General features: G+C 33.4%; 15 protein-coding genes. 14 read left to right on the forward strand and 1 reads right to left on the reverse strand.

Annotated features, from left to right (window positions below):
• Window position 1: 1 nt before the first annotated feature.
• The 6 genes from spoVE to ftsZ all read left to right on the forward strand — a co-directional run bounded on the left by spoVE (window position 2) and on the right by ftsZ (window position 7,402).
• Entirely contained in the window at window positions 2-1,075 is a 1,074-nt protein-coding gene (spoVE, locus tag ACFVRR_RS02595; protein WP_056471191.1) for a stage V sporulation protein E, read from the forward strand.
• Between the two features lie 227 nt (window positions 1,076-1,302).
• The gene (gene murG / locus ACFVRR_RS02600) at window positions 1,303-2,394 is read left to right on the forward strand and encodes an undecaprenyldiphospho-muramoylpentapeptide beta-N-acetylglucosaminyltransferase (RefSeq protein ID WP_387324361.1); all 1,092 of its coding nucleotides are present in this window, start codon (window positions 1,303-1,305) and stop codon (window positions 2,392-2,394) included.
• A gap of 74 nt (window positions 2,395-2,468) precedes the next feature.
• Window positions 2,469-3,377: a UDP-N-acetylmuramate dehydrogenase gene (gene murB, locus ACFVRR_RS02605; protein ID WP_387324363.1), complete on the forward strand. Its 909-nt coding sequence runs from the start codon at window positions 2,469-2,471 to the stop codon at window positions 3,375-3,377.
• Between the two features lie 585 nt (window positions 3,378-3,962).
• Window positions 3,963-4,718: a cell division protein FtsQ/DivIB gene (locus tag ACFVRR_RS02610; RefSeq protein WP_098231882.1), complete on the forward strand. Its 756-nt coding sequence runs from the start codon at window positions 3,963-3,965 to the stop codon at window positions 4,716-4,718.
• A gap of 225 nt (window positions 4,719-4,943) precedes the next feature.
• Window positions 4,944-6,224 (forward strand): cell division protein FtsA, encoded by a 1,281-nt coding sequence (gene ftsA / locus ACFVRR_RS02615; protein ID WP_097975597.1) that lies wholly within the window; start codon window positions 4,944-4,946, stop codon window positions 6,222-6,224.
• A gap of 35 nt (window positions 6,225-6,259) precedes the next feature.
• Window positions 6,260-7,402 (forward strand): cell division protein FtsZ, encoded by a 1,143-nt coding sequence (gene ftsZ / locus ACFVRR_RS02620; RefSeq protein WP_335489584.1) that lies wholly within the window; start codon window positions 6,260-6,262, stop codon window positions 7,400-7,402.
• Window positions 7,403-7,450: 48 nt separating this feature from the next.
• On the opposite strand, the gene ACFVRR_RS02625 is transcribed toward ftsZ, so the two are convergent.
• On the reverse strand, window positions 7,451-8,119 hold the full coding sequence (locus ACFVRR_RS02625; RefSeq protein ID WP_387324367.1) for a class I SAM-dependent methyltransferase: 669 nt from the start codon (window positions 8,117-8,119) through the stop codon (window positions 7,451-7,453).
• A 200-nt stretch (window positions 8,120-8,319) separates the two neighbouring features.
• Here ACFVRR_RS02625 and spoIIGA point away from each other — a divergent pair, with 200 nt between their 5' ends.
• From spoIIGA to ACFVRR_RS02665, 8 genes are all read left to right on the forward strand, one after another.
• Complete coding sequence (gene spoIIGA, locus ACFVRR_RS02630; protein WP_387324939.1) at window positions 8,320-9,225, forward strand: sigma-E processing peptidase SpoIIGA; 906 nt, start codon at window positions 8,320-8,322, stop codon at window positions 9,223-9,225.
• Window positions 9,226-9,235: 10 nt separating this feature from the next.
• Window positions 9,236-9,955, forward strand: a complete 720-nt coding sequence (gene sigE / locus ACFVRR_RS02635; RefSeq protein WP_069035602.1) for an RNA polymerase sporulation sigma factor SigE — start codon at window positions 9,236-9,238, stop codon at window positions 9,953-9,955.
• Window positions 9,956-10,225: 270 nt separating this feature from the next.
• Window positions 10,226-11,005, forward strand: coding sequence for an RNA polymerase sporulation sigma factor SigG (sigG, locus tag ACFVRR_RS02640; protein ID WP_098861858.1), 780 nt, complete (start codon window positions 10,226-10,228; stop codon window positions 11,003-11,005).
• 483 nt (window positions 11,006-11,488) lie between these two features.
• A complete protein-coding gene (locus ACFVRR_RS02645) occupies window positions 11,489-11,770 on the forward strand; it encodes a YlmC/YmxH family sporulation protein (protein WP_069035603.1) in 282 nt (93 codons plus the stop codon).
• A gap of 245 nt (window positions 11,771-12,015) precedes the next feature.
• Entirely contained in the window at window positions 12,016-12,840 is an 825-nt protein-coding gene (gene pgeF / locus ACFVRR_RS02650) for a peptidoglycan editing factor PgeF (RefSeq protein ID WP_387324372.1), read from the forward strand.
• 4 nt (window positions 12,841-12,844) lie between these two features.
• Window positions 12,845-13,519, forward strand: coding sequence for a YggS family pyridoxal phosphate-dependent enzyme (locus ACFVRR_RS02655; RefSeq protein WP_387324375.1), 675 nt, complete (start codon window positions 12,845-12,847; stop codon window positions 13,517-13,519).
• A 5-nt stretch (window positions 13,520-13,524) separates the two neighbouring features.
• Window positions 13,525-14,046 (forward strand): cell division protein SepF, encoded by a 522-nt coding sequence (locus ACFVRR_RS02660; RefSeq protein ID WP_387324377.1) that lies wholly within the window; start codon window positions 13,525-13,527, stop codon window positions 14,044-14,046.
• Between the two features lie 4 nt (window positions 14,047-14,050).
• Window positions 14,051-14,311, forward strand: a complete 261-nt coding sequence (locus ACFVRR_RS02665; RefSeq protein WP_387324380.1) for a YggT family protein — start codon at window positions 14,051-14,053, stop codon at window positions 14,309-14,311.
• The last annotated feature ends 47 nt before the right edge of the window (window positions 14,312-14,358 follow it).

The raw sequence follows: 14,358 nt of genomic DNA on the forward strand, positions 1-14,358 counted from the left end.
CATGATTCTTGTTCTCGTTACGCTATCATTATTAACAGTAGGTATGATTATGGTTTACAGTGCTAGTGCAATATGGGCATCATATAAGTTTCATGATTCGTTCTTTTTTGCTAAACGGCAATTATTATTTGCTGGGGTTGGAGTAGTTGGAATGTTTGTTGTTTCAAATATTGACTACTGGCTTTTCAAAACACATGCAAAAAAAATATTAATCGCTTGTTTTATCTTGTTGGTACTTGTACTTGTACCAGGAGTTGGTCTAGTACGAGGTGGTGCACGAAGTTGGATTGGAATCGGTGCATTCTCGATCCAGCCCTCTGAGTTTATGAAACTTGGAATGATGGTATTTCTATCAAAATACTTAGCAGATAACCAGAAAAATATTACGTCTTTTAAAAAGGGTCTTGTACCAACATTAGGTCTTGTGTTTTTAGCATTTGGATTAATTATGCTTCAACCAGATTTAGGAACAGGTACAGTAATGGTAGGTACTTGTGTAATCATCATATTCGTAGCAGGAGCAAGAATTTCTCATTTTATGGGATTGGGTATTGTTGGGGTTGCAGGATTTGTTGGCCTAATAGCTTCTGCTCCATATCGAATAAAAAGGATTACATCATTTCTAGATCCATGGTCTGATCCATTAGGAACTGGATTCCAAATTATTCAATCACTATATGCAATTGGTCCTGGTGGATTATTTGGTTTAGGATTGGGACAAAGTAGACAAAAGTTTATGTATTTGCCTGAACCACAAACTGATTTCATCTTTGCGATTCTATCAGAAGAATTAGGATTTATTGGCGGAACTTTTGTCATCTTATTATTCTCTTTATTACTTTGGAGAGGGATCCGAATTGCTTTAAGTGCGCCTGATTTATTCGGTACTTTTTTAGCAGTAGGAATTGTCTCAATGATTGCAATACAAGTAATGATTAATATTGGCGTTGTAATAGGCTTAATGCCTGTTACAGGGATTACATTACCATTTTTAAGCTATGGTGGTTCATCTCTAACATTAATGCTATTAGCCGTAGGTGTATTATTAAATATTAGTAGACATGCGCGTACATAAAAGGACCGACTCAAATTGAAACAAGTACAAGGGGTACTTGGATATTTCAAAAATGAGTCGGTCCTTTTTATGTAGTAAAGTAATATGTTCTTGCCTATTTACTTTCCAATTGGTAGGTTTTCTTTATTTTTATAGAAAAAACAATTAGAATGATTGTGATAAAATTGGTATAATAACTACTTAAACTGCTTAAAGTTATTTATGTATTGTAATTTAGGAGGATCTTTATGAAAATTTTAGTTAGTGGTGGGGGTACTGGTGGTCATATTTATCCAGCACTTGCGCTAATTAAAGAGTTAAAAAAACAAGATTCCAATGTAGAATGTTTATATGTTGGTACAGAAAATGGATTAGAAAAAGGGATTGTATCTAAAGCAAACATACCTTTTAAATCTATTGTTATTACAGGGTTCAAGAGAAGCGTATCATTAGAGAATTTTAAAACAGTCTATCGATTCTTAAAGGGTGTATCAGATAGTAAGAAAATAATTCGTGAATTTAAGCCAGATGTAGTCGTTGGAACCGGTGGATATGTTTGTGGTCCTGTTGTTTACGCAGCAGCAAAACTAGGGATTCCGACAGTTATACATGAACAAAATAGTATACCTGGACTAACAAATAAGTTCTTAAATCGTTATGTCACAAAAGTTGCAATTTGTTTTGAAGAGGTTGCTGACTATTTTAATAAGGAGAAAGTAGTGTTTACTGGAAACCCAAGGGCTTCTGAAGTACTTGGAGAATCAAATCCAGCAGTATTAGAAACATTAGGATTAAAATCAGGTAAACGCACAGTACTAATTGTTGGTGGTTCGAGGGGAGCAAGACCGATTCATCAAGCCTTTTTAAAAAGTGTCAATCAATTAGGTGATAAAGATTACCAAATGATTTATGTAACAGGCGAAGTACATTACGATTCTGTCATTGAGGAAATAAATAAAGTAGGTAACCCAGAAAATGTAGTGGTTAAGCCATTTTTACATAATATGCCTGAAATATTAAGAGAAGTGGATTTAGTCGTATCAAGAGCGGGGGCAACTACATTAGCAGAATTAACTGCATTAGGAAAACCTAGTATTCTAATACCAAGCCCATATGTAACGAATAATCATCAAGAAGTTAATGCTAGATCACTTGAGAAAAATGGTGCGGCAATTGTTATATTGGAAAAAAACTTTAATAGTGAATATTTAGTAACTGAAATTGAAAAAGTATTACTAAATCCTATTAAACTTGAAGAGATGAAAAATGCATCATTAAAAATGGGTGTACCAGATGCTGCAAAAAAACTAGTAAATGTATTAGAGAAAATAAGTAAATGAACTTGCACGAACAAGTTTGAAATAAAATAAAAATGTAATAGAGGATACTATAAGCTAAAGGGGGAAAATAACGAATGTTTGAATCAAAATTAAAGGAAATATTAAATGACTCGAGTCTTCTAATAAATGAGCCTTTAGCAAATCATACGACAATGAAAATTGGAGGACCAGCTGAGTATTTGGTCATTCCTAAAACTGTGAATGAAATTAAAGAGATTATTAACCTTGCAAATGAACATGGTGTAAATGTGACTGTAATTGGTAGAGGATCAAATTTACTTGTATCGGATCAAGGCATTGAAGGTGTCGTAATTAAAATAAGTGATTGCTTAGACCATATTGAAGTAGAGGGTACAAAAGTAGTTGTAGGTGCAGGATATTCAGTTATTCGTTTAGCTACTCAACTAAGTAGAAAAGGATTATCTGGTCTAGAGTTTGCAAGTGGAATTCCTGGTAGTGTTGGTGGCGGTGTATATATGAATGCAGGTGCTCATCAATCAGATTTTTCAAATATTACTTCTAGAGCACATATTCTATTTCCTGATGGAACAATGGAATGGTTATCAAATGAAGAATTAGACTTTTCATATCGAACTTCAGTATTACAACATAAACGTAAAGGATTTGTATTAGAAGCAGAACTTCAGCTTCAAGAAGGATCAAAAGAAGCTTCAACTGCTTTAATGCAAAAAAACAAAGATTATCGAAGAGAAACACAACCTTGGAATTATCCATGTGCTGGAAGTATTTTCCGTAATCCATTACCACAGTATGCTGGTAATTTAATTGAACGTGCTGATTTAAAAGGATATCAAATTGGTGGTGCGAAGGTTTCTGAAATGCATGGCAACTTTATTGTAAATGCTGGAAATGCCACTTCAAAAGATGTACTAGACTTAATAGCATTTATTAAGAAAGTTATATTAGAAAAATTTAATGTGCAACTTGAAACAGAGGTAGAAATTGTTGGGAAAAAAATGTAAGTTTCTTCAAAACTAATCATATTATATGCTATAATTTACATAGCATATGATGACCAAGATAGAATGGCATTCATTTGCTATTCTATTTTTTATTATTCTATTATTAAGTCAAGAACACTCGTGATTTAAATTATGAGATGAATCGACTTCGGATGTAATATAGTATTAAAAAAACGTCATATTATTTTACTATACTAGTAACCGACATGAAGTATAAGATAAAATCATATCGGACACTTGAACTAGAACGAATTCAAGTATGGTGCTTGTTGACTTGTTTGGTGGCTGTCGTTCGCCAATACCTCTCGAAAGTCGCAAAGAGAACAACCGTAATACCCCTTTAGTATAAAATCAAGCAAAGTGCGTTTCACCTAGCGTTAGGAACACTTAACCATGGGGACTACGGGGATAGCTTGGTAAATAAAAGAAACCTCTGCTAGTTAAGAAATATGCTAACAAGTATGCTTTGTTCCCAAGAATCTCGTAACTTTAGTCATGAGTAGTTCAATATTCTTAAATTACTTCGTAAGCAAAAGTAAATTAAAAAGGTATTTTTAGTTGAACATTGATAATGGAGGCATATTTATGCAGGAAAATAAGATTATTAGTTTAGAAGACCGTGTACCTGTTTTACGTAATAAAAAACGTAAAAAAGCAAATTTGCGAATACTGGTCACAATTCTTGTGTTTTTTTCTTTGCTTTTATGTGTATTGTATTTCCAAACATCAATTGGTTCAAAAATTCACTTAGTCATTAATGGAAACCAACTGTACTCTGATAAAGAAATTCAAAAATTAGCCGATGTTAGCGTTGATGATAGCTTTTTGACAATTAGGTCAAAAAGGGTAGTAGATCAGCTTGAAAGTCAAAACACAATTCAATCTGCAATCGTACATAAAAGATTTCCTAATAAAGTAGAAATTGATGTAAAAGAATTTCAGCCTGTTGGACAAGGTTTATTCAGTGGGAAAAAGTATCTATTGTTAGAAAGCGGAGTCCTTATTAAAGAGAAAAATTCACTAGGAAATACTACAGCACCTGATTTAATTGGTTGGAAACAAGGAGACGAGTTGCAGGAAATGGCTGCAGAATTGAAAAAAATGCCACAAAGTATATTTCAATCAATTTCTGAAATAGATTATACTCCAAGCAAGGATGATCCTTTGTTAATAACGGTTTTTACGAATGAAGGGTATGAAGTAAGGACAACGATACGAAAATTCTCAAATAAAATGTCAAATTACCCATTAATTTTAAAGTCAATACCTAAAGATCAAAAAGGGGTAATCCATTTAGAAGTTGGTGCGTATTTCTCTCCTTATAGTACTGATCCTAAATAGTCGATTTAACATTAGTTAAAAGTACTTTCAAGTCTTTTTTAACTTTACATGTTAGTGTAGACTAGTAGTTAAATAGAAATTAATGAAAAAAATTAAAAAGATTATGAAAAATCAAGCTTAAAAAAGAGGAAAAACCCCGTAAATGTTGAATAGATGTCATATATGATATTTAAGAATGAATTGATGCTCGATTATAATAGATAGAGAGAAAAAGGAGGTGCCATCATGAACAGCAATGAGATCTATGTGAGTCTTGACGTTGGAACTTCAACAATTAAAGTAATTATAGGAGAACTAGTTAACGACACACTTAACATTATCGGTGTTGGTAATGTTAAATCTTCAGGCTTAAAACGTGGGTCAATAGTTGATATAGATGAAACAGTCAAATCAATCAAAAAAGCAATTGATCAAGCAGAAAGAATGGTTGGCATTCATATTGACAAAGTAATTGTAGGGGTTAGTGCGAATCAAGTGCAATTGATTAGTACTAACGGCGTAGTAGCAGTTTCTAAAGAAAATAAAGAAATTGACAATGAAGATGTTTTAAGAGTAATGGATCAGGCTCAAGTAATTTCTATACCACCGGAAAGAGAAATTATCGATGTTGTTCCACATGAATACATTGTTGATGGCCTTTCTGAGGTAAAAGACCCAAGAGGAATGATTGGTGTACGGTTGGAAATGGAAGGTACATTAATTACTGGTTCAAGAACTCTAGTACATAATATACTTCGTTGTGTTGAAAGAGCGGGGTTAGAAGTAACGGATATATGTCTACAACCTATGGCTGCAAGTACGATAGGACTAAAGCAGGATGAGAAAAACTTAGGTGTAGCACTTGTTGATATCGGTGGAGGCTCAACTACAATTTCTCTTTTTAGAGAAGGTGTATTAATGGCTACTTCAGTCCTACCTGTTGGAGGAGACCATATTACAAAAGACATATCAATTGGTCTGAAAACTTCAACAGAAGATGCAGAAAAAATTAAAGTGAAATTTGGACATGCTTTTTATGATACTGCATTACCTGAAGAAGTATTAAGTGTACCGATAATGGGTAGTGAACAACATCAACAATACAGTCAGCAAGAAATTTCCGATATTATTGAAGCTAGATTAGAAGAAATCTTCATTTTGGTTCAAAATGAGCTTGTAAGGATGAGGGGAAGCAATTTACCAGGTGGATTTGTTCTAACTGGTGGTACAGTAACAATGACTGGTGTAATCGATTTAGCTCAAAGGGTATTTAAAAATAATGTAAGGGTTGCAACACCAGATTATATAGGTGTAAGAGAACCACAATACATTACTGGTGTAGGTCTAATCAAGTATGCTTTTTATAAATCAAAAATGCGTGGAAAAAAACTTAGCTCTAATATTGCATTCGAATCAAATGAACGAAAACCTGTAGCTGTTTCAAATTCAAATACAAAACCAAAACAGCAGGATGAAGAGCGCGTCATGAGTAAAGTTAAAAGCATTTTTAAATATTTATGGGATTAAATTTGTGATGAATTTGAAAAGTAGGGGGATCAATCATGTTAGATTTTGATACAAATGTAGATGCTTTAGCGAAGATAAAAGTAATTGGTGTAGGTGGCGGAGGAAATAACGCAGTTAACCGAATGATTGAACATGGAGTACAAGGTGTAGATTTTATTGCTGTGAATACTGATGCACAAGCTCTTAATCTATCAAAAGCTGAAGTGAAAATGCAAATCGGTGGCAAACTTACTCGTGGTTTAGGGGCAGGAGCTAATCCAGAGGTAGGTAAAAAAGCAGCAGAAGAAAGTAGAGAACAATTACAAGAAGCTCTTAAAGGAGCAGACATGGTATTCGTAACTGCTGGAATGGGTGGAGGTACAGGAACAGGTGCAGCTCCAGTAATTGCACAAGTAGCAAAAGAATTAGGTGCATTAACTGTAGGTGTAGTTACTCGTCCATTTACATTTGAAGGTAGAAAGCGTTCAACTCAAGCGGCAACTGGTATTGCTGCAATGAAGGAAAGCGTTGATACTTTAATTGTTATTCCTAATGACCGATTATTAGAAATCGTTGATCGTAATACCCCAATGCTAGAAGCATTCCGCGAAGCAGATAATGTACTTCGTCAAGGGGTTCAAGGTATTTCTGACTTAATCGCTGTTCCGGGATTAATTAACCTTGACTTTGCAGATGTTAAGACAATTATGTCTAATAAAGGTTCTGCATTAATGGGTATCGGTGTTGCTGGTGGAGAAAACCGTGCGGCAGAAGCAGCTAAAAAAGCTATTTCTAGTCCATTATTAGAAACTTCAATTAATGGTGCACAAGGTGTACTTATGAATATCACTGGTGGAACGAACTTAAGCTTATATGAAGTGCAGGAAGCAGCAGATATCGTTTCGACTGCATGTGATGCTGAAGTAAATATGATTTTCGGTTCTGTAATCAATGAAAACTTAAAGGATGAAATTATTGTAACGGTTATTGCGACTGGATTTGAAGGTGTTATTACAGCACCGCCTACTCCAAAACCAATGGCGAGACAAACAATTTCAACACCAACGCAGGCTCCGCAACCAACTATTAAACGCGAACCAATTCGCGAAGAAGCTCCGGTTGTTGAAACGACTAAGAATGTAACTAGTCTTGATGACTTAGATATTCCAGCGTTTTTACGTAATCGTAAAAGACGCTAATAAATGTAAAAAAACCAAGATAAGATGACTCTCTTATCTTGGTTTTTTTCATTCTTTCGAGTAGTGATTTTGTAAATTAGTTAGATCGCTAATGACACTCTTGAACTTTTCGTTACAGCCTTTAGGAAATAAAACACCTAAACCATGTGAGTGTGTAAATTCAAAAGATGGGAGTTGTTGTTTTATGCCTTCCCAAAATTTATAAACCCCAAAATCTTGTAATCGTACTTCTGTATCATGGATTAAAACAATACCTTCTTGAGATACTTTTGGAAGCCAAGTAGTGTAATCATGTAGCACAGCTTCAAAAGTATGAAACCCGTCAATATGAAGTATGTCGATCGTATTATCTTCGAAATTCTCAATTGCTTCATCAAAAGACTTACATAACATTTTAGCTTCTTTTTGGTAATGTTTTTGAACAACTTCATGTACGGTATCAAAAACATCATTACTATACAATCCACTATGCAGATCACCTTGCCAAGTATCAACTGCAAAACATTCACATGACAGATTTTGATCTTTCACACTTTGACAAAAACAGAAAAAAGAAAAGCCAAAGTGGGTACCTAATTCTACAATTTTTCTTGGTTTCACGAATTGAACTAAATCGTAAGCAAATTTAGCGTGACCTTTCCAGGCAGAGTGTTGTCTTATTGATGGTTTTGTTCCGTCAAACTCAAAAATGGGTGAATGAAATATCCAGCTATCCAAATCCTCACTCCTTATTGGGCAGTTTAATAGAAATAAAGTGAAAGATTTCTATATAATATTGACCTGTCCAATTCATATTTCGAAAATGTATTGTCGAAAAACTCTTCAATAAAGCTTCCTTTTTTTGACAGACTTCTTACCGTGCTCATCCTATACTTACATATAAATGAATATTCTATAGAGGATGGCGAACAAAATTGGTGATATATGGCGATCTTGTTTGGTTATTAAACTTGTTAATGGACTTCTTGATCATTCAGTTGACAGGCTTAATTCTAAAAAGAAATGTATCTATTTTGCGGTCATTGTTAGGGGCATTATTAGGTTCAATCGTTGTTCTAATGACGTTTACTCCTTATGCATATGTTTTTGGCTCACCTTTTATGAAAATATTATTATCGTTTTTTATCGTATTTTTTGCATTTGGAAGGCAACGGATTATCACTTTTTTACAGCTATTAAGTATCTTCTATTTTTCAACATTCATTTTAGGTGGCGCATTATTAGGCTTACATTATTTATTTGCTACTAATGAATCAAATTTAACCAAATCATCCTTTTATGGTGATCCTGTAAGCTGGTATTTCGTAATTGGAATGCTACCAATTGTCATATTTTACGCTAGAAAATCGATTAATCAGATCTCGTTTACCAAATGGAAATTGAATGAAATGTATGAAATGGAAATTGTGTGGCGGAACACTTCGATTAAAATTAGAGGGTTAATGGATAGTGGTAACTCTCTACATGAACCACTTTCTAGGAAGCCAGTTATTATTTTAGATTGTTCCACTAGTGATTATGGTTTACCTATCGAACTAGTTAAGTTAGTTAGAGACCCTGGAAATACATTACATAATACAGAAGCACTCGATGTCTTAAGTTTTTTTCAAGGAACTTATATACCTTATAAAAGTATTGGTCAAAGTAATCAATTCCTCATCGCAATAAAACCTACTGTTGTTAAATTGAAAATTAATGGGAAATGGTATTCATCGAGTTCGGTTTTGGTTGGATTGAGTCATGTTACTTTGTCTTCAGACAATTTATATGAATGTATCCTTCATCCAAAAATGATGCAGGGAACAATTAATGAAATTGCATAGGAGGTAGAAAATGAATCGATTGTTCTTAAAACTAAAGTTAGGTTTGTATAAGCTATTAGTAAAGCTTGGTTTGAAAGCCGACGAAGTATATTACATTGGGGGAAGTGAAGCATTACCACCTCCTTTGACAAGGGAAGAAGAAGAAAAGCTTTTACAGAAACTACCGAATGGAGATTTAGGTGCTAGATCACTATTAATTGAGAGAAATCTACGATTAGTAGTCTATATTGCTAGAAAGTTTGAAAATACAGGCATTAATATTGAAGATCTGATTAGCATTGGTACAATCGGATTGATTAAAGCCGTTAATACCTTTAATCCTGAAAAGAAAATTAAATTGGCTACTTACGCTTCGAGATGTATCGAAAATGAAATTCTGATGCATTTACGTAGAAATAATAAAAACCGTTCTGAAGTATCATTTGATGAACCATTAAATATTGATTGGGATGGAAATGAATTATTACTTTCTGATGTATTAGGTACAGAAGACGATATCATAACGAAGGACTTAGAAGCCAATGTTGATAAATCATTATTAACAAAGGCATTAGATCAACTGAATGATCGTGAAAAACAAATAATGGAACTACGATTTGGACTAGATGGAACTGAAGAAAAAACCCAAAAAGATGTAGCTGATATGCTTGGAATATCGCAATCATATATATCCCGATTAGAAAAACGTATTATTAAAAGGCTTCGAAAAGAATTTAATAAAATGGTTTAAAATATAAGAACCGATTAGATTTGATTTTTTCAAATACTAATCGGTTTTTTCTATGTAAGAAGGATATCCAAATAATTTTAAAAAATATTTTCATAATTCATACCTGGTAAATTTCATTAATTCCCCTTAGAAAATCCTAGTTTTTTCTCTATTTGCTATGCTGTTTTAGTCCTGAATTTATTATATTTGTATATTTTATTTTGTGCATAAATTTTCCACCGAAGGAGATACTTACCTATAGTACAGCAACTCCAAGTAGGAGGGAACATCATGACACGAAACAAAGTAGAAATATGCGGTGTAGATACATCAAAGCTTCCAGTTTTAAAGAATGATGAGATGCGTAAGTTATTTCATGCAATGCAAAGCGGTGATCGAAGCGCAAGAGAAACAATCGTAAACGGCAATTTGCGACTTGTCCTAAGTGTTATTCAGCGTTTCAATAATCGCGGAGAATTTGTGGATGACTTATTTCAAGTAGGCTGCATAGGCCTTATGAAGTCTATTGATAATTTTGATTTAAGCCAAAATGTAAAATTTTCGACGTATGCTGTACCTATGATTATTGGTGAAATAAGAAGATATTTAAGGGATAATAACCCAATAAGAGTGTCTAGATCATTGAGAGACATCGCTTATAAAGCATTACAAGTAAGAGAGCGATTATTAGCAGAGAATTCAAAAGAACCAACTCCTGTTCAAATCGCAGAAGTACTAGGCGTAACACACGAAGAAATCGTCTTTGCATTAGATGCAATTCAAGACCCAGTTTCGTTATTTGAACCGATATATAACGATGGCGGAGATCCAATCTTTGTAATGGATCAGCTAAGTGATGATAAAAATAAGGACGAGCAATGGGTTGAAGAACTAGCACTACGTGAAGGAATGAAACGACTAAACGATCGAGAAAAAATGATCATAACCAAAAGATTCTTCCAAGGAAAAACACAAATGGAAGTTGCCGAAGAAATCGGAATTTCCCAAGCACAAGTATCCAGACTAGAAAAATCAGCAATAAAACAAATGAACAAAAATATACAGGGATAGAGAAATGCGGAGGCGACTGTTCAGCCCCGACAAGCATAAGGCGAAGACCGAGGAAAGTTGCTTTTTACTTTCATCGGGCTTAGACTTATGACCTCGAGGAGTTAGGAGCCGCAGCTAGACATCATACTATTTCTTTCCCTGAATAAAGAGTAATTTCTAAAAAGAAAGTAAAGTAGGATTTAACCTTTACCGAAATTGGCTTATAGCCTCTAGGAGCTAGATACCGTAAATGAAGCCTGACTTCAATCAAGCTTCAATTCCTGTATAATGAAATGCTTATTATAATGAATGAAATAAAAACAAATATAAACTAAATAATCCAGTAACTATTAAATAGTTAAACTGGAAGAATGAAAATACGATATTAATGTGTTAGACAATGGATAAGCATCGAACAACCTTGTCTAACACATTTTTATTTGAATTTTATCATGATGTTTGGCCCTTACTTCATATATTTTATAAAAAGGATGGTGAAGTTAAGTGGCCAGAATTTCAGATTTTCAAGTTAAAGATGTTGTTAATGTTGCCGATGGAAAAAAATTAGGCAATATTGTTGATTTAGATATTGATCAATCAAATGGAAAAATCACTTCGATTATTTTAACAAAGCCAGGGAAGGGTTTAAATTTTTTTAGTAAAGAAGAGGAAATGACAATTTATTGGAATGATATTGTGAAAATAGGTGAAGATGTTATTTTGGTAAAATATCGTTCATCTGTGGATTTGGATGAAAACCAAGCAAGTCCAGTTAAATACACATAAAAAAAACTCGTTGACTGACGAGTTTTAAGGCGATGAATGGGGCGTAATTGTACTTTTACTTTATTCTTAAGATTGGCTACCACGTCGAATACGATTCCTTGCAGCTAATTTTATTTTCGAAAGTGAAAAAAATAAGTGTGTTTTGTCAAAAATAATCAAAAATGTGAAATCTATGGTAAAATATAGGAAACCATCAACTGGTTTACATATATTTACTAAATTAGTTTCTGTGAGGTCTTATAAATATGAAAGAGAGCTTCATTCAATCGACTGAAAGTACTTTTATGATTCAACCTTGGGAAGACTCATACAAACATTTAGTTGCAGGATTTACAACAAAAAATGATGGAGTTAGCCAAGGTTGTTTCACTTCTTTTAATCTTGGATTACATGTAAATGACTCGAAGGATATTGTGGTAGAAAATAGAGAACTCCTTGCGAGTAAATTAGAGTTTTCAAAATCGAAATGGGTTTGTTCTGAACAAGTTCATGGGAATAATGTCATGAAAGTAACTAAAAAAGATTGTGGCAAAGGTGTTACTGATTATGAAACTAGCATCGAGACAACAGATGGTTTTTATACGAATGAGGAAAATATTTTATTAACTTCTTGTTATGCAGATTGTGTTCCATTGTATTTCCTTGAACCAACGAGTAAATTTATTGGTTTAGCTCATGCAGGTTGGAAAGGTACTGTTCAAAACATTGGCGGACGTTTAATCGAAAAATTAATTAAAGAAGAAAACTTACAACTTAAAAATATCCAAGTTGCAATCGGGCCATCAATTGGTGATTGTTGTTATGAAGTGGATGATTTTGTGATGAATAAGCTAAACGATGCTTTTGAACACAAGATTCCTAATAATATTTTAACCACTTTACAAAACGGGAAATTCAAATTGAATTTAAAAGAAGCAAACAAACAATTACTCATTAGATCGGGCATTAGTGAAGAAAATATCATAATGACAAATTATTGTACAAGTTGTAACCCGAGCATCTTTTTTTCTCACCGTAGAGATGGTGGAAAAACAGGAAGAATGATGAGTTATATTGGTTGGAGGAAATAGCATCATGACAGTCAAACAAAATTATGAACGTATTAGTGAACAAATTAATACAGCTAAAGTAAGAGCAAATCGAAATGATGAAGTCACTCTAATAGCAGTTACTAAACAAGTATCTACTGAAGTGGCTAAAGAAGTTTTAGCTGAAGGTATACTTCAATTAGGCGAAAACCGTTTTGAAGGTCTAAAGGAAAAACAAGAACACATTAAAAGTGATGTTGTTTGGCATTTTATTGGTTCACTTCAAACTAGAAAAGTAAAAGACGTCATACATAAAATAGACTACCTACATTCTTTAGATCGACTATCCTTAGCAGAAGAGATCCAAAAAAGAGCAGCAGAACCATTAAAATGTTTCATACAGGTCAATGTATCTGGAGAAGACTCAAAGCATGGCATACATCCAAATGATGTAATTGAATTTGCTAGACAGCTTTCAGAATTTGATAAGGTACAAGTTGTAGGGTTAATGACAATGGCACCATTTACAGAGGATATAACAATCATTCGAAATAGTTTCAAAGGATTAAAGGAATTACAAGAAAAAGTAAAAAATCTACAGATTGCAAATATTTCATGTTCTGAATTATCAATGGGTATGTCTAATGATTTTGAGATAGCAATAGAAGAAGGTGCTACATTCATAAGAATAGGTACTGATTTAGTAGGAAAGGGAAGGTAGAGAAAATGAGTATTATTGGAAAAGTAAGAAACTTTTTTGCAATGGAAGATGAGTATGAAGATGATTATGAATACGAAGAGCAACAACAGCAAACACAGCAACAACAGCAACAACAGCAGCAACAAAAACAATATCAACAAAAGCATCAACAACAACAATTTTCTAAACATGTAAATGAAGAAATTAACCATGAGCGAAATGCATCAAAGCAAAAATTAGTAAGTATACCAGGAGGAGCTTCTTTGTCGTCAAAAGTTGTATTAGCGCAGCCGCGTGAATATGCAGAAGCACAAGATGTTGCAGACCATTTAAAATCAAAAAAAGCAGTTGTGATCAATTTACAACAAATGCAAATCGATCAAGCTAAACGCTTTGTTGATTTCTTAAGTGGTACAGTTTATGCAATAAGTGGAGATATAAAAAAAATTGGTACAAATACGTTTATTTGTACACCTGATAATATTGATATTTCTGGAACGATTACAGATATGTTATTTGAGGAAGACAATTCCATTAAAAGGTGGTAATTAAATGGATATACTTTTTTTAATTTTATACAAATTAATCCAATACTATAGATATGTCATCGTAATTCATATCATTTTATCTTGGTTCCCTCAAATAAGACAATCAGGCTTCGGTCGTCTAATTGGTAGGTTATCAGAACCATATTTAGAGCCGTTCCGTCGAATTGTTCCGTCAATCGGTATGTTTGATTTTTCACCAATTATTGCATTGTTTGCTTTAGAATTTGCTGGATATGGAATAGCAAGTATTTCTCATTACTTTTAAAGAGAGAATCTAATAGGTTCTCTTTTTTAATTAATATTGATAGTTTA

It is taken from the genome of Gottfriedia sp. NPDC057948, from assembly GCF_042887255.1.
Classification (GTDB): Bacteria; Bacillota; Bacilli; order Bacillales; family Bacillaceae_G; genus Gottfriedia.